The organism is Novosphingobium sp. B 225 (genome assembly GCF_002198665.1).
In the GTDB taxonomy this organism is placed as follows: Bacteria; Pseudomonadota; Alphaproteobacteria; order Sphingomonadales; family Sphingomonadaceae; genus Novosphingobium.
In genome coordinates, this window is the sequence record NZ_MWLM01000064.1 from 250322 (window position 1) to 273860 (window position 23539).

Here is a 23539-nt window from a genome sequence, read left to right on the forward strand (position 1 = left end):
TGGACCCATGTGTGGGATTGCCGGGATATTCCATCTGACCACTCCGAAGCCGGTCGATCCGGCGCGGTTGGAGCGGATGTGCACGGCCATGGCCCATCGCGGGCCGGATGGGCAGGGGACCTGGACAGCGCCGGGCGTTGGCCTTGGGCATTTGCGCCTGTCGATCATCGATGTCGCCGGATCACCCCAGCCGATGGCCAGCACCGATGGCCGGGCCATGCTTGTGTTCAATGGCGAGATCTACAATTTCCGCGAACTGCGCGAAGAACTGCGCGGCGGCGGGGCCGAATTCCACACCGATGGGGATAGCGAGGTAATCCTGGCCGCGTGGCAGCGCTGGGGCCCCGATTGCCTGCCGCGCCTCCACGGCATGTTCGCTTTCGCGATCTATGACCTCGGCCAGCGGACGCTGTTCCTGGCGCGCGACCGGATGGGCGTGAAGCCGCTGTTCTATGCCCCGCTCAGCGATGGCAGTATTGCTTTCGCCTCAGAGCTCAAGGGCCTGACCGCGCACCCGCTGCTGCGGCGCGAGATCGATCCGCTGGCGGTGGAGGATTACCTCGCCTGGGGCTATGTCCCCGATCACCGTTCGATTCTGCAGGGCGTCCACAAACTGCCCGCTGGTCATTCGCTATTGCTGCGCCATGACGCGCCGCTGCCTGCGCCAGTGCAGTGGTGGGACGTGTCCTTCGCCGAACGGCGGCAGGGGCGCGCGGCGGACCTTGAGGCGGAATTGCTCCACCTGCTGCGTCAGGCGGTTACTTCGCGGATGGTTTCGGACGTGCCGCTGGGGGCGTTTCTTTCGGGCGGGGTCGATAGCTCCAGCGTAGTTGCGCTGATGGCCGAGGCGAGTGGTTCGCCGGTCAAGACCTGCTCGATCGGGTTCGATGTCAGCGCGCTGGATGAGACCAGCTATGCCGAACAGATCGCGCGGCGTTTCGCCACCGATCACCGCGCGCGCACCGTTTCGCCCGACGATTTCGAGCATGTCGAGACGCTGGCGGCGATGTTCGACGAACCTTTCGCCGATGCCTCGGCCTTGCCGACCTGGCGGGTGTGCCAGCTGGCGCGCGAGACGGTGACCGTGGCGCTATCCGGCGACGGCGCGGACGAGGCTTTTGCCGGCTATCGCCGCCACAAGTTCCAGCATGGCGAAGACCGGGTGCGCGGCCTGATGCCGCAGGCGCTGCGCGGGCCGCTGCTGGGCGGGTTGGGGGCGATCTATCCCAAGGCCGATTGGGCCCCGCGCCCGCTGCGCGCCAAGGCCACCCTGCTGGCGCTCACCGGGACCAGCGAGCAGGGCTATGCCCGCGCGATTGGTGTGCTGCCGCCAGAACTGAGGCAATCACTCTATTCGGTCGAGTTCCTGCGCCTGCGCGGCGATTACCGCGCCGAACAACCGTTCGAAGAGCTGATGCGCCGCGCCCCGGCGCGTTCCGGGCTTGACCGGGCGCAATATGCCGACATCAAGTTCTGGCTGCCGGGCGATATCCTGACCAAGGTTGATCGCACCAGCATGGCGGTCAGCCTCGAAGCGCGCGAGCCGCTGCTCGATCACCGCCTGGTCGAATTTGCCGCCGCCTTGCCCGAAGCGCTGCGGTTGAAGCGGGGCGAGGGCAAGTGGCTGCTCAAGAAGACCATGCAGCGCTATTTGCCGGACGAGATCCTCTATCGGCAGAAACAGGGTTTTGTGACCCCGATTGCCCAATGGTTCCGCGGCCCGCTTGCAAGTGCTGCGCGCGGGATCGGGGCAAGTACTGCACTGGCGCGTACCGGTTGGTTCGATTCCCGCGTTCTGGCGGACATGGCAGAAGCTCACATCGCTGGCCGAGCTGACCATTCGCGGATGCTATGGCAGTTGCTTATGCTGGATAAGTCTCTGGCACAGCTTGGAATTTCCTGAGAAAAATTGCCAAAGCGGCTTGACTATGCGTGACTCGCGCAAGTCTGCCGGTCTTCGCCCGGGGCAGGTATCTTACTTTAGTCATCCTTAACCATCGCGGTGCTAGGGCTGATCGGTAACGACAGCATAGACGGGTAGATGCGCAGCTATTTGAAATCTCCTCTGGTGATGACCTTGATCATCGTTCTGCTGGGCGTGCTGACGCAGTCGCTCCAGGCGTTTGACCATGTCTACTGGAATGTGTGGTTCAAAAATCGGGTCCAGTCTGCCCCGACCAGCACTGTCTTGCTGTCACTCGACAATGGTAATCTGGCCGCCGCCAGTTCCGCGTCATCTTCCACCGGATTGCAGGCCAAGTTGGTTGAATTTGTCCGCAATGATGGCGCCAAGCAGGTCTATCTCGACAGCCCGCGTAGCGCCAATCTTGATCCGGCTGGCGATGCAGCGCTCAACACCGAGCTGAAAAAGGCAGGCAAGCAGGTCTTGCTGGTCAAGCGCAGCAAGCCCAACGCTGAATTCAACAACTCTGCAGTCATCACTGACAAGTTCGTGCCGCCCCCCGGAACTCCGATTGCCGTGTCCAACTGGTCCGTCAATTTCCTGGGCTTTGCAGAGCATGCCCAAGCCCGTGTCCGGACCGAGATCGCGGAGTATCCGTCGGTCTCTGCGGCCGATTCCAGGCTGCCCGCATCAGCGAACATCTATCCGGACTTCCGGTTTGATCCTGATTCGGTTCCAGTTGTGGCGGCCAGCGATGTCCTGGCCGGACGGCTGCGTCCCGGAACGTTCACCGGCAAGCGGGTATTCATCACGAATACCAGTCTGCACCAGGATACTGTCCTGGGCTATTTCGGGCACCGCGATGTTCCAGCCGCCTTGGTGGACATCGCCGGGTACCACGGCCTCCGGATGGGTCACCCATCGGATGTAGGCTGGCTGCCGCTGCTTGCCTTGGTGCTTGTTACGATCTTTGCAACCAGACGGGTTCGCAACTGGAAGGCCAGAGCGGTTGTCTATTGCGCGCTTGCTGCCGTTTCGCTGGCTTTACCCGGCGTGCTGCGCGAAGCCAATGTTATCATTTCGGTCGGCCCGGCTTATTGCGCCTTCCTGGCTTACGCGCCGCTGCGCAGTTCCCATAAGTGGCGCAACCGGGTGCAGCAGACCAGTAGCGCATCCGGTCTGCCCAACATCTCGGCGATGACCGACGGGGGCATCCCCCCGACGAAAGATGTGATTGCCGTTTCGATCAACCAGTACGAACAGATTCTAGCCAGCCTGCCGCGTGAGCTGCACGGCGATTGCGCGCGTCAAATAGCCCGCCGACTGTCATTTGGCGGCGGGGACCGAGCGGTCTTTGACAATGACAATGGCTTGTTTGTCTGGCTGGAGGATTCGCAAACCCTCGATAGCTTGGTTGAACACCTTGAAGGTCTGCGTGCGTTGTTTTCTTCCCCGCTGGTGATCAGTGGGCACGTGCTCGATACCAATGTGCATTTCGGGATCGATCGCAACGTCCAGGCCAAGCCGATGAGCCGGATCAAGTCTGCGATTGCCAGCGCGCAGGAAGCACAGGGTAAGGGCAAGCTCTATGAAGAGTTTGGCGAACAGAGGCTGGCCGAAAGCTCATGGGAACTGTCGCTGCATGCCCGGATCGATGAAGGTTTGCGCAACGGCGACATTTGGCTTGCCCTGCAGCCGCAATACGATTTCCGCACGAATCGGCTTTCCGGTGCAGAAGCCCTGATTCGCTGGAATGACCCGAAACGCGGGGTAATTCCGCCCGACGCCTTCATCCTGCAAGCCGAACGCGCCGGCCGGATCGAGGCAATTACCTATTGGGTTCTCGAAAAGTCGATCGCCATGCTGGCCGATTTTAACGCTGTGGCGGGGCCTTTCCAGATCAGCGTCAATCTCTCCGCCAGGATGGTCGATCATCCCGCCCTGGTTCAACGGGTTGCGGACATCGTGCGGGAAACCAGGCTGGAAGACTGCGGATTGATCACTTTTGAAGTGACCGAAACCTTCAGCATGACCAATCGCGAGCAGGCCAAACGCAATCTGGCTTCGCTGCGGGCCATGGGTTTCCGCCTGTCGATTGACGATTTCGGCACAGGGCAGGCAAGTTTGGCCTATCTTGCCGAAATTCCCAGTGACGAGGTCAAGCTCGACCGCCGGTTCATTCAGGCGATCACCACCGACGAGCGCGAGCGGCTGATCGTGGAAAGCGTGATTGGCCTCGCCCATGCGCTTGGTCAGGAAGTCGTAGCCGAGGGAATCGAGGACATCGTGACGCTTGGTGTGCTGCGCGATCTGCAGTGTGATCTGGCGCAAGGCTATCACATCGGCAGGCCGATGCGGCCTGAAGACTTACTTGACCTGCTTGATACGTCCCAGGCTGGCACACCCGGACGCCTGGCTGTGAATCTTTAGAACTTGTTAACCAAAACTGTTTGCAGTACATACAGGGCTCCACGCACTCGCAGGAGTCTGATATGTTTTCTCGCGTCTGGGCATACCTTTTTCATTGATTTCAATGGGTTGACTTGCGTAAGCAAGGGGACTCGTTGAAATCTCTGCACGGTCCGAATCGGGTTGGTTAATAACCCGGATAAACGATTGCGTAGTGCTAGAAGGGCTCGCAGCCACTGCGAGCCCTTCGCGCGTCTGGACCTCGTCTGGTTCGCTAGTCACTGTTTCTGGCCGATCAGGCCGTATCAACCAGCACCACTTCTGCATCTTCCGCCGCTTCAACCACCAGCGTTGCTTCTCCGGTGATCGCTACCCCGTCGCGCGCTGTGGCAGAGATGCTATTGACCAGGATGCGGCCACTTGCGGCGACCAGATACTGATGGCGCGCGGGATCGGGTGACAGGCTGATCCGCGATCCGGCGGGGATCGATGCGGCCAGCACATTGGCGTCGGCGCGGATCGGAAGGGCCTGATCCGCTTCGGGCCTATTGCTTGCCAGCACGGTCCATCGGCCAAAACGATCTGCTCGCGGGAATTCACGCTGACCCCAGCCTGATTCGCCGCCGGGCGCATCTGGCAGTATCCAGATCTGGAACAGTGTGGTGGGGGTAGTCTCCAGATTGTATTCGCTGTGGCGGATGCCGGTGCCAGCACTCATGACCTGAACATTGCCTGCGGCTGTGCGCCCCTTGTTGCCCAGACTGTCCTGATGCGAAATCACGCCGGTACGCACGAAGGTAATGATCTCCATGTCGCGGTGCGGATGCGGCGGAAATCCATTCTGCGGGGCGATCACATCATCATTCCACACGCGCAGACGGCCCCATCCCATGCGGGCCGGATCGTGGTAATCTGCAAAGCTGAAATGATGCGTGGCATCCAGCCAGCCATGCTGTGCATGGCCAAGGCTGGCGAAGGGCCTGACTTCAATCATGGGTTATTCCACCTCGGCGGGGTGTGAACGCCGGAATAGCCCAAAGATGGGGGATGCGACGCACGGTTCAAGGCTTGCGGGGAATCGCATCGTTTATTGAAACGTAATGTTGTAACATTATATACCTGCTGCTAAGAGCGCCATTCACTGGGGTGGTGATGCCCTGTTCGCTTCCTGTTGGAGTTCCAATGCGACCCTCTCTGCTCATTTCCACTGCCCTGGTTTCGATTCTGGCCCAGCCGGCCTTGGCGCAAGAGGCTGACTACCATACCGCCGATGATCAGGAGATCGTGGTAACCGGCGCGCTCCAGGTTTCGCGGCAGGATGCGCTTTCGGGCGTGGCCGTGCTGAGAGGCGAGAACCTGACCGCCGCGATCCGCCCCTCGTTGGGTGATACGCTGGCGCACACCGCCGGTGTTTCGGCCAGTTCATTCGGGCCCAGTGCGTCGCGCCCGGTGTTGCGCGGTTTGCAGGGTGAGCGGGTGAGGGTGCTGAGCAACGGGATTGGCGCGATCGACGTGTCGAATACCTCGGCCGACCACGCCAGCGCGATCAACCCCTTGCTGGCCCAGCGCATTGAAGTGCTACGCGGACCGCAATCGTTGCAGTATGGCTCTTCCGCGATTGGCGGGGTCGTCAACGTGATCGATCGACGCATTCCCGAACAAGTGCCGGATGAGGCGCTGCATCTGGGCGGTATGGCGACTTATGGTTCGGCTGCGAACGAGCGGTCAGGCGGGCTTTCGGCTGAAGTGCCGCTAGGCGGCGGCTGGGTAGGCCATGCGGATGCCAGCTACCTCAAAACCGATGATCTGCGGATCGGGGGCTATGCATTGACCCCGGCGCTCCGGGCTGAGGCCTTGGCATCGAGCTTGTTGCCGTTTGATCCCGATGCCGATCCTGAAATCGATTTCGCCGCCAATGCCGCGGTCAAAGGCAAGCTGCCCAACAGCGCGAGTCGGACATGGACCGCGGGGGCAGGGCTGGCCTATATCGGTGAAGGCGGGAATATCGGCTTGGCCTATAGTCGCTATGACAGCACTTATGGCATTCCAGTGCGGCTCGCAACGCAAGTGGGGCAGGGGCAGGAAGGCCCTCGACTGAAGTTGCGGCAAGATCGGATCGATGCGCGTGCCGAAGTGGAAACTGGCGGGTCGGTCCTCCAGCATATTGCCTTCCGTTTTGGCTATGGCAACTACAGCCACTTCGAACTGGAACCTGATGGCGCGGTCGGGACTTCGTTTTACAGCAAGGGGATCGAAGCACGGCTGGAATTGAGCCAGGCTGATCGTGGCGGTTGGCAGGGAGCCAGCGGCGCTCAATTCGTGATGCGCGACTTCAACGTGGTGGGTGAAGAAGCCTTCCTGCCGCGCAACGATACCCAGCAGCTGGGGTTGTTTACAGTTCAAAACTACACCGTCGGGCCGCTCAAGCTAGAAGCCGGTGCCCGCTATGAAAGAACCCGCGCTACGTCCAAGCCGCTGCCGGGGCAGCCGCAGTTCCTGGATGGGGGGCGGCAGTTCAACTCGCTCTCCGGCTCGCTTGGCGCGGCCTATACCCTGACGCCGGGTTGGATGCTGGGCCTCAACTTGTCGAGCGCCGAGCGCGCACCGGCGGCGGAAGAGCTGTTCGCCAATGGCCCGCATGCCGGGACCGAGGCGTTCGAAGTGGGCGATCCGGGCCTGCGCAAGGAACGGGCCCGCAGTGCCGAACTGATCCTGCGTGGCAGTGGGTCGGATTATAACCTGGAAGCGTCGGCCTATTACACCTGGTTCCGCAACTTCATATATGAAGCGCGCACCGGGGCGATCGTAGATGGTCTGCCGGAATATCAGATCAGCCAGGCCGACGCGCGGCTCTACGGGTTTGAAGTGCAAGGGGACGCTGTGCTGCTGCGCCCCGGGATATGGACAATCAAGGCCGATGCCCTGGCTGACTTTGTCCATTCGACCATCACGGGCTATGGTCCAGCGCCGCGCATTCCGGCACTACGGGTGCTTGGTGGGCTGTCCGCATCGTCGCCGATGTTTGATCTGCGCGGCGAGGTTGAGCGGGTTACCGGGCAGAGCCGGGTCGCGCCGTTCGAAACGGGCATACCGGGCTATACGATGGTCAATGCCGAACTGGTATTCCGTCCCTGGGGCAAGGAGCGGCCCCTGAGCCTGACCCTGAGTGCGAACAACCTGTTCGATGTGAATGCCCGCCGCCACGCCTCTTTCCTCAAGGACTATGCCCCGCTGGCCGGTCGCGACATCCGCCTCACCGCCCGGCTGGAGATCTGACTATTGCTCGCCGTGACCGGCGGCGAGATAGTCTGCGCTCTGCATTTCCATCAGGCGGCTGATCGTGCGGCCAAATTCGAAGCGGCCATCCCCGGCGGCATAGAGGTCTTCCGGTTCGGCATCGGCGGCGGCCAGCAGCTTGACCTTGTGTTCGTACAGCGCGTCGATCAGCGTGACAAAGCGCGCGGCCTCGTTGCGGTTTTCAGGCCCCATGCACGGAATGCCGACCAGGATCACGGTGTGATAGGTCTGGGCCACAGTCAGGTAATCCGGCGCCCCGCGCGCTTCGCCGCACAGCTTCTTGAAGCTGAACACGGCCACCCCCTTCAGGCTCTTGGGCACATGCAACAGCCGCCCGCCGCCCACGTCCAGTTCGGCGCTGGGCACGTGGGCGCTGTCCTCGGGCGGATAGTCGGTCAGGCGAAAGAAGGCTTCGCGCACCTGCGCAGTAGCCATATCGCCCAGCGGAGTGTGCCAGGTATCCATCCCCGCCAGCCGTTCAAGCCGGTAATCGACCGGGCCGTTCAGCGCCAGCACGTCCAGTTTGCGCTCAATCAGGGCGATGAAGGGCAGGAAGTGTTCGCGGTTGAGCCCGTCCTTGTAGAGCTCTGACGGCGCGCGGTTGCTGGTGGTTACGATCACCAGGCCGTGGCGTTCGATCAGCGCGGTGAACAACCGGCTCATGATCATCGCATCGGCGCTGTTGTTGACCACCATCTCGTCGAAGGCCAGAACTCGCAGCCCATCGGCAATCGCGGAGGCGACGGGCGGGATCGGATCGCCGCTCTCGCTCTTGCGGGCTTCACGCAGGCGCGCGTGGACTTCCAGCATGAAGGCGTGGAAGTGCGCGCGGCGCTTTTCCGTGATGGCCAGACAGTCATGGAACAAGTCCATCAGCATCGATTTGCCGCGCCCGACCCCGCCCCACAAGTAGAGGCCGCGACCAGGTGGTGGTGTAGGAGGTGTGCCGATCCAGTATGTGTACCAACGGCGCTTAGGTCTCGGAGTCTCTAGCCACTGCTGCAACAAATCCAGCTTCGCCGCCGCCGCGCGCTGTTCCGGGTCGGGGCGCAGTTCACCTGCTGCGACCAGTTCGTCGTAGCGGGCAATGATCCGCGTCATTTGCGCGACGGCTTGCGCACGATCCCCGAGAACGAGGCGACGAGGTGGCTGTCACCATCGCCCTGAACCACCGTGCCGCGCATGAACACCAGCTTGCCGGTTTCGCGCATCACTTCAATCACGGCATCAAGTGGTGCGCCCAGCTTGCCTGCGCCGATGAATTGGCTCGACAGTTCTAGGGTGACCGATCCGGCCGCATCGCCATCCAGCAGGGTGCGCATCGCAGCGAACAGGGAAATGTCCATCAAAGCCAGAGTGACCGCGCCGTGAACCATATCGAGCAGGTTGGAATGCTTGCGTTCGGGAAACATCCGCAGCCGGCAGCGACCGTCTGCATCGGCGCGGACCAGCATCGAACCCATCGTCTGGGCGTTGAAGCGGGTGGTATCGGCCAGTTCCCACTTGAACCAGCCGGGGTTGGCCGGGTCCGGCTCGTAGATAAACCCGCGCGTTTCGCCCACGGTCAGATGTGCCGTTCTGCCTGCATCTTCTTGATTTCGGCAATCGCACGCGCCGGGGACAGACCCTTGGGGCAGACATTGGCGCAGTTCATGATCGTGTGGCAGCGGTACAGGCGGAACGGATCTTCCAGCTCATCCAGCCGCTCACCAGTCATCTCGTCGCGGCTGTCGGCCAGCCAGCGATAGGCCTGCAGCAGGATCGCCGGGCCCAGGAACTTGTCACTGTTCCACCAGTAGGACGGGCAGCTGGTCGAGCAGCAGGCGCACAGGATGCATTCGTACAGGCCGTCCAGCTTTTCGCGCTGCTGTGGGCTTTGCAGCCGTTCCTTGCCCGAAGGGGTGGTGCTGACCGTTTGCAGCCAAGGCCGGATCGAAGCGTACTGGGCATAGAAATGGGTGAAATCCGGAACCAGGTCCTTGATCACTTCCATGTGCGGCAGCGGAGTGATCCGCACGTCGCCTGAAAGATCCTCGATCGCCATGGTGCAGGCAAGGCCGTTGCGGCCGTTCATGTTCATTGCGCAAGACCCGCAGATCCCTTCGCGGCACGAGCGGCGGAAGGTCAGTGTCGGGTCCATTTCCGACTTCATCTTGATCAGCGCATCGAGCACCATCGGCCCGCAATTGTCCAGATCGATCTCGAACGTGTCATAGCGCGGGTTTTCACCGCTGTCGGGATCATAGCGATAGACGGTGAACTTCTTGACCCGCGTGGCCCCGGCGGCGGCGTGATGGTGCCCTTTGCCGTTGATCTTGCTGTTCGCGGGGAGAGAGAATGAAGCCATGACCGTCCCTGATACGCTGCCCGGGCGAAGCGCCCTTTGCGGCCCTCCTTACCGATTCAGCGCGCGGGGGCAAGCGGGGTTATGCGGGAAAAGCACGCTCAACTGATCATGTGGGTAACTTGCGCCGCAATCACCATGCCAGCGATGACGATCACCGCAATGGCTGCGGCGCGCAAGAAGCCCATCAATGGATGGTCCCGGGTGAGCCAAACCGGCCCACCCGGGACGTACGAGGGTGAGGAAAGTTGCGACCCATCCCCGCCTTGGCTGGTTTCCGTTTGCGACCCGAACACAGCCACTGCGGGGATACTTTCCGCGCTTTCGGTCTGGCCCGTTTCGGCGTTTTCGGGAACCTGAATTTTCTGCCAGTTCGGAGGAAAAGTGCCGGAAATCTGGCGGTTACGGGCAAATTCCTGCCGGTAAAGGCGGGCCAGTTCACCACGCGGAATACCGCCCAAGCGCGTCCGGATCATTTCGATCCGCTGGTTCACGGCAGATTCGGAAATGCCCAGCAGCCCGGCAATTTCCTTGCTGGTGCGATTGTCCGCGACAAGCGCCATCACCTCACGCTGCTTGGTGGTGAGCTGGGGTAATGGCTCGTGGTCGCTCAATCGGGTTGCCATGGGAATCAGGCCTCGGTTTCAGGACTAGCCCTGAAACCGTGGCCCGACAATCACTTGATCCGTATGTTCCACTATCATGCGCCGGGTTCAGGCCGCCAGCCGTGCGCCATCAACCCAGTTGCCATGCAGCCCCTGGCGCAAGCGCAGCGGCAGTTTGATCCTGGCAACCGGTCCTTTGGCAAGATTGAGGGCTTCAAACAGGCATAGGTCGGAATAGTTGGTGATGTGATTGTCAATCAGCGCCACCAGCCAGCCATCGCCTTCGGCCGCATCCGGTGCGCGCGGGATAAAGCAGGGCTCTTGAAAGGCGCTGTCGGGGCCGGCCCACCAGCTGGTCTCCTTGCCTGTGGCCAGATCGTAATGGGTGATCGTGCTGAGCACTCCTGCAAACGGACCCGGCGGGCCATTGTAGGTTTTGGCGAAATCATAGGTAATCTGCCAGCCGTGGCGATAGGGTTTGCCCGCCATCCGGTCATCAATCCGGGGGAATTCGCCGGGTGCATCGCCGATCTGCGCGATGCTGGTAATCTCGTCCGAATTGGATGCCATATCGACTGTGACGCGGCTGAGCCAGGTGGTCGAATCCTCGGGATTCCAGGGGTGATCGAGCTCGGGAAAGAATGGCAGTGAGGTGACCTTGCTGACTGGCAGGTCGAGATGGATACTGGTTCCGTCCTGAAACGCGTTCATAACGTGGCACCCGCAAACACTGGGTTCCTGCTTGAACCAGCGCATGTCGCTGCCATCACCATCGCGGCGCATCACGCCCAGATAGAACGGCAGCTCTCGCTGGTAGACAAAATGGGGCATGTTGCGTTCCAGCACGGACCAGTCGGACGTGTAGGGGCTGACATTGAAAACGGCATAGTCCGCCGTGATCGCGAAATCGTGCAGCATCGTGTAATAGGGCACCTGGAAATCGGCCTGACGCACCACTTTCCCTTGCGGATCGATCTCGAAATAGCGTGCCTCGCGTGTCAGCGGTCCGGCGATCGAATAGCCAAAGCCGCAGAAATTGCCGGAATCTGGATCAAGCTTGGGGTGGGCGGTGAAAGTGGGGATGTCCAGATCTCCGCCGAAATCGGTATAGCCCTCGGTTTCCAGCGAGTTGGGATCCAGCAGCAGGCAGGGGCTGTCTTCCTTCATCGCGAACAGCTTGCCGGCGTGAACCAGTACATTGGTATTGGCGGTGCCTCGGATCTGGCCTTTGACTGTTTCGTCATCGGTCAAAGGGTTGCGATAGGCCCCGAACAGCGCCTTGCCCGCGTTGCGTTCCAGTTTCCATTTGTCGGTCTGGGCATAGCGCTGCTTGAAATCGACGCGGCCATTATGAAACCGGAACATCGAGATCATGCCATCACCGTTGAAGAACTGGTCATCGGCAAATTTCGGTGCGAACTGCGGATCGGGGTGGACGCGATAGAACGCGCCGTTGAGCTGGGCAGGCACTTCGCCTTCTACTTCCAGATCGGTGATATCACCTTCCATCCGGATCAGGCGCAGAACGCTGGAAAACAGCGGGGAGTCGGGGAAATGGGCCATACAATCCTCTCAGCACGTTCATAACAATTGTTATCATTGTGCATGGCTCGCAGGTCCGCTCCTTGATCGCGATCAACCTTGCATCCGATCGCGGTGAACGCAGCGATGCCGATGGCGGGGACATGACAGAGGCCATCTGCTGAAAGGCGGTGGCAGGAGTGGGCCGGCCGGCGGCGGCGCTGGCAAGCAGACTGACAGGACAATCGGCCTGCCATCTGCCATCTGTCATGCCTGGTTTGGGCGATCCGCGATGCGTGCTTCCCTCAGGCCATTTTTGTGGCAACATGGGCGCGAAAATCGGGGGCAGGGAAGGGGACGAGCATGGGTTTTGCGCAATGGTACGATGAAAAATTGGCGCCCCGCTTTATCCAGTGCGCCTGTTCCAGCCCGGCGATCATGAAGATGCGGGAAAAGGTGGTTCCGCTGGCGAGTGGTAAAGTGTTTGAGATTGGCTGCGGCGGCGGGATCAATCAGCAACTCTATGATCCTGCAAAAGTAACGTCATTCGCGGGCATGGATCCGTCAGCCAAGGGCCTCGACTACACCCGTGAAGCCGTGGCCAGGAAGGGTTGGGTGGCAGACGTGCGTCAGGGATTTGGCGAGGCTATTCCGTTTGAGGATGAAAGCTTTGACACAGTGGTCTGTACTTTCACGCTGTGCTCGGTCTGTGACACGGCGCAAACCCTGCGTGAGCTGCGGCGGATCCTGAAGCCCGGCGGACGATTGCTTTATGCAGAGCACGGACAGGCACCAGATCCCGGGGTCCAGAAATGGCAGGCCCGGATCGAGCCTTATTGGAAGAAGGTGCTGGGTGGATGCCACCTCACCCGTCCAGTCAGCAGTGCGGTCGCGCAACAGGGTTTTGCCGTGAACGTGCTGGGCCAGCGCTATGCCCCGAAAATGCCGCGCTTTGCCGGGTGGATGGAATGGGGTGAAGCGGTGAAGACCGGCTAGACCGGTTCAGGCCCCCGGCGTGAACACCTTTGCGCCGCCCCGGGCCCATTCCATCAGCGCTTCGGTGCGCTTCTGCGCGCCTTCTGGATCGGTATCGAGCGGCGGGATCGCATCGACGATCTGCGCGAAGTGACCGGCCAGCATGTCTTTCACTTCGGGGTAGGGGATGATGTAGAGCGCATTGTCCCTGATCCCCTGCATGACATGCGCGGCCAGCACTTCGGGTTCCATCCCGTGCTGGTAGATCGAATTGAGCGAGGCAATCGCCTCGGGCCCCTCGACATAGCCGGTCTCGCCATATTGGGCGCTGCGGGTCAGGGTGGCTTCGGCGATGTTCGACTTGATGTTGGCCGGGCAGACCACCGACACGCCGATGCCGTATTTCTCCAGTCCCTGCCGGTACCCTTCCATCAGGTTGACCACTGCTGCCTTGGCCGCGGAATAGGGGCCCGCCAACGCCGATCCGGTGAACCCGCCAAGCGAAGCGACCGTGACCACGTGGCACGGCTTGCCGCTGTCGATCATGCGCGGCACGAAGGTCATCATGCCGTTGACCACCCCGCCCAGATTGACCCCGATCAACCAGTCGAAATCGCCGTAGGTGGTGTTCTCGATCGGCCCGAAATTGTTCACGCCGGCAGTGTTGAACAGTAGGGTGGGGGCCTGGCCGTGGATTCGCTCTACCTCGTCGGCTGCTGCTGCGTAGGCGGCGCGATCGGTTATATCGAGCTCGATGCCGTGGACCTCGATCGCTTCGGCCCGCAGTTCGGTCAGTGCCTTGTCGATCGCGGCCTGGCGGATATCGGCGATCACCACCTTGCACCCGGCGCGGCCAAACACCTTGGCCTGACCCAGTCCCGCGCCTGATGCGCCGCCGGTGATGAAGGCCACCTGGCCCGCGAAATCCTGCATGGTGCTCTCCCAAAGATTGACCGGCGGCAATTTGGCGGGAGGGGGCCGATTGCGCAAGGACATTGTTACCGATTGTTAGAAAGAACGCACTTCGCCCACTTTCAGGATCCAGGCATTCTGTTCGCCATATTGCTGTTCCAGCGCGGCGTGGCGAAAGCGGATTGGGGCCTCGAACGGGTCTTCCGGGGTGAGCATGATGCTGCCCCAATGCATCCCCAGCGCCCTGGCCGCGCCGATGTCTCGCGCGATCATGACCGCCTCCTCCGGGGTGGTGTGGCTGGCTTCCATGATGATGCGGGGTTCGTAGGCGCCGATGCCGACCAGCGCGAGATCGAACGGGCCAGCGCGGCGCCCTATTTCGCGGAACACCGCGCCATAGCCGGTATCACCCCCGAACCAGACCTTCCGCCCGCCGCCCGTCAGTGCCATGCTGGCCCACAAGGTCTTGTCCCGATCAAACGGCCCGCGCCCGGAAAAGTGCACGGCGGGCAGCGCGGTGACGGTGAGAGCGTCCAGCGACCAATCCTGCCACCAGTCAAGCTCGGTGATCTGGGTGTAACCCTGCCGGCGCAGCAAGGCCCCGACACCCAGCGGGCAGACGACGGGTGTTTCCGTACGCCAGCGGTAGGCCTGTAGCGCTTTGGTATCGATGTGATCGTAATGGTTGTGGCTGATCACGATCGCGTCGAACCGGGGCAATTCGGCGGCACCAAGCGCGGCGGGCAAGAAGCGTTTGGGGCCCAGTCCGAACGGACCGGCGACCGGGCTGAGATAGGGATCTGTCAGCACCAACTTGCCCCCGATCCGCAGCGCGAAACAGGCATGGCCCAGCCAGCACAATTCGCCTTCGACCAATGCGGCAAGATCAGGTTTGCCGGGCAGGGCCAGATCAGCGGGAACCGGCGGCAGCTTGGCCACCCGCATGTCCCACAGCAGGAATTTCAGGAAGTGGCGCAGCCGTGCCCGGCGCGGAGGGCTGCCGGGCGGATTGCGAAACCCGCCGCCGCTCCGGTGATGCGCAGGGCGCAGGTCCGGAGCAGCGACGGGTTCAGGCATTCAGCAGGTCTTATTCGCCAAAGGTCCGCTGCCACCAGCCGCGCCGTGCGGGGCCAGTTTCTGCGTCGGTATCAGCTGCGGTGTCGTCCGCCGGGACTTCCGCCACTGCTTCCGCAGGAGCTTCGGCATCGGCCTTTTTCTTGCGCACGCGCTTGGGCTTGGCCGGGGCTTCCTCAGCGACAGGCGCTTCCTCAGCGACAGGTGCTTCCACCGCCGGAGCTTCGGCTACTTCGGTATCGGCCTTCTTCTTGCGGACGCGCTTGGGCTTGGCCGGGGCTTCTTCGCTCACCGCATCAGCAGCCGGAACTTCCACGGCGACCACTTCGGCAGGTGCATCGGCATCGGCCTTTTTCTTGCGGACGCGCTTGGGCTTGGCCGGAGCTTCATCGGTGGCGGGAGCTTCGGTCCCGGCCGGTTCGGCATCGCCATCAGTGTCACCGGCTTCGGCCTGTTCGTCATTGCCGCCTTCGCCTTCGCCGTCACCGCGGCCACGCCCACCGCGCCGGCGGCGACCACGACGGCGACGCTTGCGCGGTCCTTCGCCATCTTCACCGCTTTCGTTGCGTTCAGCCTCGCCGCGTTCGCCCTCATCGGCATCGTCGCCGGCATCATCGCCTTCGTCGGAGCCTTCGCGCGCCTCGCCGCGATCATCGCGCTCGTCGCGATCACGCCCGCCCCGGCGGCGACGCTTGCGGCGGCGCTTGCCGCGGCCTTCGCCATCGTCGCCGCGTTCTTCGCGTTCTTCGCGTTCGGCCTCGGTTTCGAATTCATCCTCGTCCTCTTCGACGAAGTCATCCTCTTCCTCGGCAAAGGTGATTGGTTCGAAGCGCGGGGCGAATTCGGGGCGCGGGCCGGACGAACCGACGCGCATCTTGGCGCCTTCGTTCTCACCTTCGGGCAGCACTTCGACGCGGACGTGATAGCGATCCTCGATTTCCGAGAGATCGGCACGCTTGGCGTTGAGCAGATAGACTGCCGCTTCGGTGCTGGCATAGAGCGAGATGATCGAGCCCTTGCCCTTGGCAGCCTCGTCCTCGATCAGCCGCAGCGCGGACAGGCCGGCGCTGGATGCAGTGCGGACCAGCCCGGTGCCGTCGCAGTGCGGGCAGCCGCGGGTGGTCGCCTCGAGCACGCCGGTGCGAAGGCGCTGACGGCTCATTTCCATCAGGCCGAAGCTGGAGATCCGGCCGACCTGAATCCGGGCGCGATCGTTCTTGAGCGCGTCCTTCATCGTCTTTTCGACCTTACGGACGTTGGAGTTGTACTCCATGTCGATAAAGTCGATCACCACCAGCCCGGCCATATCGCGCAGGCGCAGCTGCCGGGCGATTTCGCGCGCGGCTTCGAGGTTGGTGTTGAGCGCGGTCGCCTCGATCCCGTGTTCCTTGGTCGAACGGCCCGAGTTGATGTCGATCGAAACCAGGGCTTCGGTCGGGTTGATGACGATATAGCCGCCGCTTTTCAGCTGGACGACCGGATCATACATCGCCGTCAGCTGGTCTTCCGCGCCATAGCGCTGGAACAGCGGCACCGGATCGACATAGGCCTTCACCTTCTTGGTGTGGCTAGGCATCAGCAGCTTCATAAAGTCACGCGCGGCGCGGTAGCCGTGCTCGCCTTCGATCACCACTTCTTCGATGTCGCGGTTGTAGATGTCGCGGATCGCGCGCTTGATCAGGTCGCTGTCCGAATGGATCAGCGCCGGGGCGACCGATTTCAGAGTGTTTTCGCGGATTTCGTCCCACAACCGGGCAAGGTAATCGAAGTCACGCTTGATCTCGGTCTTGGTGCGCGAAAGCCCGGCGGTGCGGACAATGCAGCCCATGCTCTTGGGCAGATCCAGTTCCGAGATGATCGACTTCAGCCGCTTGCGGTCAGAGGCCGAGCTGATCTTGCGGCTGATCCCGCCGCCATGGCTCGAATTCGGCATCAGCACGCAGTAGCGACCCGCGAGGCTGAGATAGGTGGTCAGCGCCGCGCCCTTGTTGCCGCGTTCTTCCTTGACGACCTGGACCAGCAGCACCTGGCGGCGCTGGATCACGTCCTGGATCTTGTAACGGCGGCGCAGCGCCATGCGCTTGGCGCGCAATTCGTCGGCTTCCTTGGCGTGACCTTTGTTGCCGCCCTGACGGCGACGGCCCCGGCCACGGCGGCGATTGTCATCGCTGCCCGCGTCTTCGCCATTGTCCCCTTCGGCGGCTTCTTCGCCGTCATGATCAAAGGCACCTTCGACGTGGCCGTCCTCGATCGTGGCGACTTCGTCCTTTTCGGCGGTGTCGACCTCGGTCACGCCGCCGAAATCGTCGTCGTGGTGATCATGGCTGGTTCCGGCCATGTCATCGGCCAGGCTTTCGCCCAGTTCGTCGTCGCCAACGAAGTCTTCCTCACCCTCGGCGATGGCGCGCAGGGCAGCCTCTTCCTCGGCGTGGGCGGCTTCTTCCGCCAGCAAGGCCTCACGGTCTTCCTTGGGGATCTGGTAGTAATCGGGATGGATTTCGCTGAAGGCCAGAAAGCCGTGGCGATTGCCCCCGAAATCGACGAATGCCGCCTGCAGCGACGGTTCGACGCGGGTTACCTTGGCAAGGTAGATGTTACCCTTGATTTGCTTGTGTTCGGCGGATTCAAAATCGAATTCTTCAATCCGGTTGCCTTTGAGCACCGCCACCCGGGTTTCTTCCTGGTGGCGCGCATCGATTAGCATGCGCTGGTTCATTTAAAATTCTCCGTGCGCGCCGCCGGGGTGCCGTCTGTAAAGAGCGGTTACCAGCCAGGCTGGCGCGGGTCTGTGCGGAACATCCACGTGCGGCCGGAACTGGTCCGGCAGTGCGAGCGGAAGTATCGGAAAAGCCGGGGCGAAAATTCGCGACGGCGGCGTGGTGCGTGTCTGCAGCAATGAACAGGCGCGGCCTTGCGTGTCGCGCGGGGGCCGCCAGCACTGCCACGGCCCGTTCGGGCTGCGACAGATGGGACGGCGAAAGACTATTCATTCCAGCATCAACCTGTGTGACTCCGGGCGATTGTGCCCGGAATTCTCCCCCGGAGGCCTTGTTCTGCTCTGCCGGCATAAGTGCATGGCAGGCTTGGATTGCCCCGGTAGAAGGGGGTGCTAGCACTGCTTGGCAGCGGCGGCAAGTTGCTAAGAACCCATAGACATCGGTTAGCGAATGGATTGCCTATCGGCGCGGCGGTAACTACGCAGGCGGTCCAATGCGTCGCGCCTTGCTCATCCTGCTGTTGTTTCTGGCCCCCATCGGGGTGTTCGCCGCGATGGTTGCGGCGGACCGCACCTTTGGCGCGCCGGGGCGGGGCTATGACTATGTGATCAAGGTTGATCTGCCCCAGGGCGATGCGGCGCTGGGACTGCCTAAGATCCAGGGGCCGATCGATGCCGGACGGCCGCTGGTGGTGATCGATGCGGGGCACGGTGGCAAGGATCCCGGGGCAGGCACCGGGGCGTTCCGCGAAAAAGATCTGACCCTGTCACTCGCCAAGGCGCTGCGGGACGATCTGCTGAAGGCAGGCGGCGTGCGTGTCGCCATGACCCGCGATGACGATACCTATCTGGTCTTGCCTGAACGTTCAGCGATCGCGCGGCGACTGGGCGCAGACCTGTTCATTTCGATCCACGCCGACAGCACCGAGGCGGCCAGCGGGGCGAGCGGGGCGACGGTCTATACCCTGTCGTCCAAAGGCAGCAATGAAGCGGCGGAAAAGATCGCCGCGCGCGAAAACGCGGCAGACCGGATCAACGGCGTGCGGATTGATGAACAGAGTGATGCCGTTGGCGCAATCCTGGTCGATCTGTCGCAGCGCGAAACCCAGGCCCGGTCCGAAGAGTTTGCCCGCCTGATCCTGCGCGAAGGGCAGGGGCGGCTGCCGTTTCGCGAAAGGTCCGAGCAATCCGCCGCGTTTGCAGTGCTGAAATCGCCCGATCTGGCCTCGGTCCTGTTTGAAAGCGGCTATATCAACAACCCCGCAGACGTGGCCCGGCTTTCATCTGCGCAAGGGCGCGCAACCTTTGCCGCAATCGTCGGCAATGCCGTGCGCGCCTTCTTTGCGCGGCATTCACAAGGCGGTGCAGGTGGCTAGGAACACGCGATTTCCCGTGCTAGTGCGGCGCCCGTGATGACCGATCCCGACGCGCCAGAATCCGTCCACCTGCGTATCCGCCGCGAGGCTGGCGGCGTGCTGACCTGGCTGAAGCAGCACCCGCTGGGGGACTGGGCGCGCGGCAAGTGGCAGACCAGCCAGCTGTTCCGGATCGGCGGTTATCTGCTGGCGGCGCTGGTGGCGTTCAACCTGCTGCTGTGGGTCTTCGTGACCCGCAATCTGCCATCCGCCGAATCGCTGCTGACCTATCAGCCGCCGCTGCCGACCATGGTGCGCGGCGTGAATGGAGAGATTGTCTATTCCTATGCCCGCGAACGGCGGGTGCAGCTGCGGTTCGTCGATTTGCCCAAGCCGCTGATCAACGCCTATCTCTCGGCTGAGGACAAGACTTTCTGGACCCATGGCGGGGTGGACTATACCGGGCTGGCCGGGGCCGTGCTGGACTATGTCGGTAAATTGGGTTCGGGGACCCGCGCCAAGGGCGGGTCGACCATTACCCAGCAGGTTGCCAAGAACATCCTGATCGGCAACGAATATTCGATCACCCGCAAGTTCAAGGAAATGATCCTGGCGCGGCGGATCGAAAGCGTGCTGAACAAGCAGCAGATCCTTGAACTCTACCTCAACGAAATTCCGCTTGGCCGGCAAAGCTTTGGCGTACAGGCCGCCGCGCGGGCCTATTTTGACAAGGATGTTGGCGAACTGCAGCTGCATGAGGCTGCGTTCCTGGCCATCCTGCCGCGTGCACCGGAAACCTATGGCCGCGAAAAGGGCGCGGTCCGGGCGCTGGAACGGCGCAACTGGGCGCTCGATCAGATGGTCAAGAATGGCTACATTTCGGCAGGCGAAGCGGGGCAGGCAAAGGTTCAGTCGCTCGGGCTCAAGCCGCGCCACGCGGAGATCTATGATCCGTCGGTCGGCTACTATGTCGAGGAAGTGCGCCGCCGCCTGATCGCCAAATATGGCGAAAAGGCCGAGGACGGGCCGAACAGCATCTATGCCGGCGGGCTGTGGGTGCGCACTTCGCTTGATCCGCAACTGCAGAAGGCGGCGCAAGCGGCGCTGCGCGGCGGTTTCATGCGCTATGGCGGCGCGCGCGGGTGGCACGGCCCGATCGAGCATGTCGAGCTCGACAAGGACAACTGGCAGAGCCAGCTGCTGACGCTGAACAAATCAATCAATTATCAGAACTGGCGGATCGGCCTGGTGATTGAGCGCGCGGGCAACCAGGCGACGATTGGATTTGCTGATGGCAGCAAGGCTCCGCTGATCGGCCTGCCGGATCAGCTGCGCACCGGTGATGTGACCGCCGCCGCGCCGCAGGGCAATGCCTGGGTGGTCAAGATCATCCCCGAAGTGTCGGGCGGCATGGTCGTGCAGAGCCCGCATAGCGGCCGCGTGCTGGCGATGCAGGGCGGGTTCGATGCCGGGTTGGGCAGCTTCAACCGCGCCACGCAGGCGATGCGTCAGCCCGGATCGACGATCAAGCCGTTCGTCTATGGCACGGGCCTCGATTTCGGCATGACCCCCGCAAGCGAAGTGCTGGACGGCACTTTCTGCGTCTATCAGGGCTCCAAATTCGGGCAGAAGTGCTTCAAGAATTTCGGCGGCGGTGGCGGCAGCGGCAACCACACAATGCGTTGGGGCCTGGAACAGTCCCGCAACCTGATGACGGTGCGGATCGCCAACGATGCCGGGATGGACCATGTGGTCGATACGATTAATCGGGTCGGGATTGGCAAGTATCCGCCGTACCTCGCTTTCGCGCTGGGGGCAGGTGAAACCACCGTGCTGCAGATGACCAACGCCTATTCCGCGCTGGCCAACAACGGGGTGCAGTTTGAACCGACCATGATTGATTTCGTCCAGGATCGCACCGGCAAGGTGATCTGGCGGGCGGACAGCCGCCGCTGCGACAAATGCAATATGGCCGAATGGGATGGCAAGCCGATGCCGCGGCTCGCCGCGCGAGGCAAGCAGGTGATGGATCCGCGCACTGCCTATCAGGTGGTCCACATGCTGGAAGGCGTGGTGACCCGCGGGACGGCGGTTGTGCTGAAGGATCTGGATCTGCCCCTGTTCGGCAAGACCGGGACCACCACCGGCCCGACCAACGTGTGGTTCGCAGGCGGATCGCAGGACATCGTCGGAGCGGTCTATCTGGGCTATGACCAGCCGCGTTCGCTTGGCGGCTATGCCCAGGGCGGGACTTTCGCCGCGCCGATCTTCAAGCAATTCGTCCAGGAAACCCGCGACCGGTGGAGCCACGTGCCGTTCGTAGCCCCGGCCGGGGTGCATATGGTCAAGGTTGACCGGGTAACCGGCAAGCGCGTGTTCGCCGGATCGCCCGGCGATGATCCCAAAAGCTCACTGATCTGGGAAGCTTTCAAGCAGGATAGCGAAGCCAAGCGCACCACACGTCAGGATGAACTGGCATCGCAGCGTGACCAGCTGATCGCCGCGATCCGGCGCGGTTCGGTGGCAAAAGTGAAGGCTGAAAGCAGCGAGGCCGCCAGCACCGAAGCCGATGACGCGCCGCCTCCGATCAGCGCTGATACCTCTATCATCAGCCAATAGCCGCCTGCTGGACAAGAGGGGCGGTTCGGCGCATCTGATGCAGATGAATCGCACCCTGCTTGCCGCGCTCGCCGCAACCTTCGCCCTGATCGTTCCCGCAGCCACCCAGGCTGAATTGCCGCTGGGCACCCGCGCGCCGAATTTCGCCACCCAGGGCGCGCTGGCGGGCAAGGCGTTTGGCTTCAACCTTGCCGCCGCGCTGCGCAAGGGGCCGGTGGTGCTCTATTTCTACCCGAAAAGCTTTACCCAGGGCTGCACTCTCGAAGCGCACGCCTTTGCCGAAGCGATGCGTGATTTCCAATCGGCCGGTGCCACCGTGATCGGTCTTTCGGCAGACGATCTGGAAACCCAGAAGAAGTTTTCGACCGAGCACTGCCGTGACAAGTTTCCGGTCGCCATCGCCACCCCGGCGATCATCCAGGCCTATCAGGTCCAGCTGAAGAAGCCTGACGGCACCGTCCTGCCGATCACATCGCGGACCAGCTATGTGATCGGCCGCGATGGGCGGATCAAGCTGGTCTATTCGAACATGGACTATAGCGACCATGTCAAACAGACGCTTGCCGCAGTTCGTGCGCTGAAGGCCAAGCCAAGAGGCTGAGGGCCCCTTTACTTTCGGGGCAATCCGGCTAGGGCCCGTTCTCCCGGATTTGCGGAGAATTTCCATGCGTGCCGAAGGGCAGGCCCATATTGATCGGATCGAAGCCGCGCTGGCACTTGTGCGCAAGTTCCTTGTGTGGGACCGCGCGCTGCGGCGCCTTGATGAACTCAACGCCCGGGTCGAGGACCCGAAGCTGTGGGACAATCCCAAGGAAGCGGAAAGCGTCATGCGCGAACGCCGCCGCCTGGATGCCTCGGTCAGCACGGTGAAGCAGATCGCCCAGGAAATGGGCGACGCGATCGAATATGTCGAACTGGGCGAGATGGAAGGCGATGAAGCCACCGTCAACGAAGGCCTTGCCGCGCTGGCCGCACTGGCTGACCGCGCTGATGCTGACAAGGTGCAGGCCTTGCTGGCGGGCGAAGCCGACGCCAACGACGCCTATCTTGAAGTCCACGCCGGGGCCGGTGGGACAGAGAGCCAGGACTGGGCCGAAATGCTCCAGCGGATGTATTCGCGCTGGGCGGAACGGCACGGCTACAAGGTTGAGCTGGTCGATTACCACGCCGGTGAACAAGCCGGAATCAAAAGCGCGACGCTGCTGATCAAGGGCGAAAACGCCTATGGTTACGCCAAGACCGAAAGCGGGGTCCACCGCCTGGTCCGGATTAGCCCTTATGACAGTTCGGCGCGCCGCCACACCAGCTTCAGTTCGGTCTGGGTCTATCCGGTGATCGACGATGACATCGACATCGAGATCAATCCGGCCGACCTCAAGATCGATACCTACCGCGCTTCGGGGGCGGGCGGGCAGCACGTCAACACCACCGATTCCGCGGTGCGCATTACCCACATCCCGACCGGGATCATCGCCGCCAGCCAGAATGACCGCAGCCAGCACAAGAACCGCGCCACCGCGATGAACATGCTGAAAGCGCGGCTCTATGAAGCCGAGCTGGCCAAGCGCGAGGCGGAGGCGAGCGGGGAATACCAGGCCAAGACGGAAATCGGCTGGGGGCACCAGATCCGTTCCTACGTTCTCCAACCGTATCAGCTGGTCAAGGACTTGCGCACTGGCACCACTTCGACCTCGCCCGACGATGTGCTAGACGGGGCACTCGATCCTTTCATGGCCGCCGCGCTGGCGCAGCGCGTGACGGGCGAGAAGGTGCAGGTGGAGGACGTCGATTGAGGCCACTGGCCGCCGC

The 23539-nt window shown here is 62.3% G+C and carries 17 protein-coding genes; 8 read left to right on the top strand and 9 right to left on the bottom strand.

The genetic code is table 11. From position 1 onward, the window contains the following. Positions 1 to 7 precede the first annotated feature (7 nt). Both MNBBLIKP_RS13585 and MNBBLIKP_RS13590 read left to right on the top strand, forming a co-directional pair. A complete protein-coding gene (locus tag MNBBLIKP_RS13585) occupies positions 8 to 1903 on the top strand; it encodes an XrtA/PEP-CTERM system amidotransferase (RefSeq protein ID WP_088310788.1) in 1896 nt (631 codons plus the stop codon). Positions 1904 to 2071: 168 nt separating this feature from the next. Further along, on the top strand, positions 2072 to 4333 hold the full coding sequence (locus MNBBLIKP_RS13590; protein WP_217896689.1) for an EAL domain-containing protein: 2262 nt from the start codon (positions 2072 to 2074) through the stop codon (positions 4331 to 4333). Between the two features lie 274 nt (positions 4334 to 4607). On the opposite strand, the gene MNBBLIKP_RS13595 is transcribed toward MNBBLIKP_RS13590, so the two are convergent. Then, positions 4608 to 5306 (bottom strand): pirin family protein, encoded by a 699-nt coding sequence (locus tag MNBBLIKP_RS13595; protein ID WP_088310790.1) that lies wholly within the window; start codon positions 5304 to 5306, stop codon positions 4608 to 4610. A 188-nt stretch (positions 5307 to 5494) separates the two neighbouring features. Here MNBBLIKP_RS13595 and MNBBLIKP_RS13600 point away from each other — a divergent pair, with 188 nt between their 5' ends. Then, a complete protein-coding gene (locus tag MNBBLIKP_RS13600) occupies positions 5495 to 7588 on the top strand; it encodes a TonB-dependent receptor (protein ID WP_088310791.1) in 2094 nt (697 codons plus the stop codon). On the opposite strand, the gene zapE is transcribed toward MNBBLIKP_RS13600, so the two are convergent. The 5 genes from zapE to MNBBLIKP_RS13625 form a co-directional block, all read right to left on the bottom strand. Further along, entirely contained in the window at positions 7589 to 8710 is a 1122-nt protein-coding gene (gene zapE / locus MNBBLIKP_RS13605; protein WP_088310792.1) for a cell division protein ZapE, read from the bottom strand. Then, positions 8707 to 9171, bottom strand: coding sequence for a PaaI family thioesterase (locus MNBBLIKP_RS13610; protein ID WP_441339282.1), 465 nt, complete (start codon positions 9169 to 9171; stop codon positions 8707 to 8709). Before MNBBLIKP_RS13610 ends, zapE begins: the two co-directional genes overlap by 4 nt. Before the next feature lie 2 nt (positions 9172 to 9173). Beyond that, entirely contained in the window at positions 9174 to 9956 is a 783-nt protein-coding gene (locus MNBBLIKP_RS13615; RefSeq protein WP_088310793.1) for a succinate dehydrogenase iron-sulfur subunit, read from the bottom strand. A 98-nt stretch (positions 9957 to 10054) separates the two neighbouring features. Then, positions 10055 to 10579, bottom strand: coding sequence for a helix-turn-helix transcriptional regulator (locus MNBBLIKP_RS13620; protein ID WP_088310794.1), 525 nt, complete (start codon positions 10577 to 10579; stop codon positions 10055 to 10057). Positions 10580 to 10666: 87 nt separating this feature from the next. Then, the gene (locus MNBBLIKP_RS13625; protein WP_088310795.1) at positions 10667 to 12121 is read right to left on the bottom strand and encodes a carotenoid oxygenase family protein; all 1455 of its coding nucleotides are present in this window, start codon (positions 12119 to 12121) and stop codon (positions 10667 to 10669) included. Between the two features lie 321 nt (positions 12122 to 12442). Here MNBBLIKP_RS13625 and MNBBLIKP_RS13630 point away from each other — a divergent pair, with 321 nt between their 5' ends. Beyond that, entirely contained in the window at positions 12443 to 13075 is a 633-nt protein-coding gene (locus MNBBLIKP_RS13630) for a class I SAM-dependent methyltransferase (RefSeq protein WP_088310796.1), read from the top strand. A 6-nt stretch (positions 13076 to 13081) separates the two neighbouring features. On the opposite strand, the gene MNBBLIKP_RS13635 is transcribed toward MNBBLIKP_RS13630, so the two are convergent. The 3 genes from MNBBLIKP_RS13635 to MNBBLIKP_RS13645 all read right to left on the bottom strand — a co-directional run bounded on the left by MNBBLIKP_RS13635 (position 13082) and on the right by MNBBLIKP_RS13645 (position 17756). Next, positions 13082 to 13987, bottom strand: coding sequence for an SDR family NAD(P)-dependent oxidoreductase (locus MNBBLIKP_RS13635; RefSeq protein WP_088310797.1), 906 nt, complete (start codon positions 13985 to 13987; stop codon positions 13082 to 13084). A gap of 75 nt (positions 13988 to 14062) precedes the next feature. After that, the gene (locus MNBBLIKP_RS13640; RefSeq protein WP_088310798.1) at positions 14063 to 15043 is read right to left on the bottom strand and encodes an MBL fold metallo-hydrolase; all 981 of its coding nucleotides are present in this window, start codon (positions 15041 to 15043) and stop codon (positions 14063 to 14065) included. Positions 15044 to 15053: 10 nt separating this feature from the next. Then, on the bottom strand, positions 15054 to 17756 hold the full coding sequence (locus MNBBLIKP_RS13645; protein WP_088310799.1) for an Rne/Rng family ribonuclease: 2703 nt from the start codon (positions 17754 to 17756) through the stop codon (positions 15054 to 15056). Between the two features lie 494 nt (positions 17757 to 18250). Between MNBBLIKP_RS13645 and MNBBLIKP_RS13650 the strand changes: the two genes are divergently transcribed. From MNBBLIKP_RS13650 to prfB, 4 genes are all read left to right on the top strand, one after another. Continuing rightward, a complete protein-coding gene (locus tag MNBBLIKP_RS13650; RefSeq protein ID WP_088310800.1) occupies positions 18251 to 19132 on the top strand; it encodes an N-acetylmuramoyl-L-alanine amidase family protein in 882 nt (293 codons plus the stop codon). A 36-nt stretch (positions 19133 to 19168) separates the two neighbouring features. Beyond that, entirely contained in the window at positions 19169 to 21730 is a 2562-nt protein-coding gene (locus tag MNBBLIKP_RS13655; RefSeq protein ID WP_088310801.1) for a penicillin-binding protein 1A, read from the top strand. A 43-nt stretch (positions 21731 to 21773) separates the two neighbouring features. Next, a complete protein-coding gene (locus tag MNBBLIKP_RS13660; protein ID WP_088310935.1) occupies positions 21774 to 22331 on the top strand; it encodes a peroxiredoxin in 558 nt (185 codons plus the stop codon). A gap of 64 nt (positions 22332 to 22395) precedes the next feature. After that, complete coding sequence (gene prfB / locus MNBBLIKP_RS13665) at positions 22396 to 23523, top strand: peptide chain release factor 2 (protein WP_088310802.1); 1128 nt, start codon at positions 22396 to 22398, stop codon at positions 23521 to 23523. Positions 23524 to 23539 lie beyond the last annotated feature (16 nt).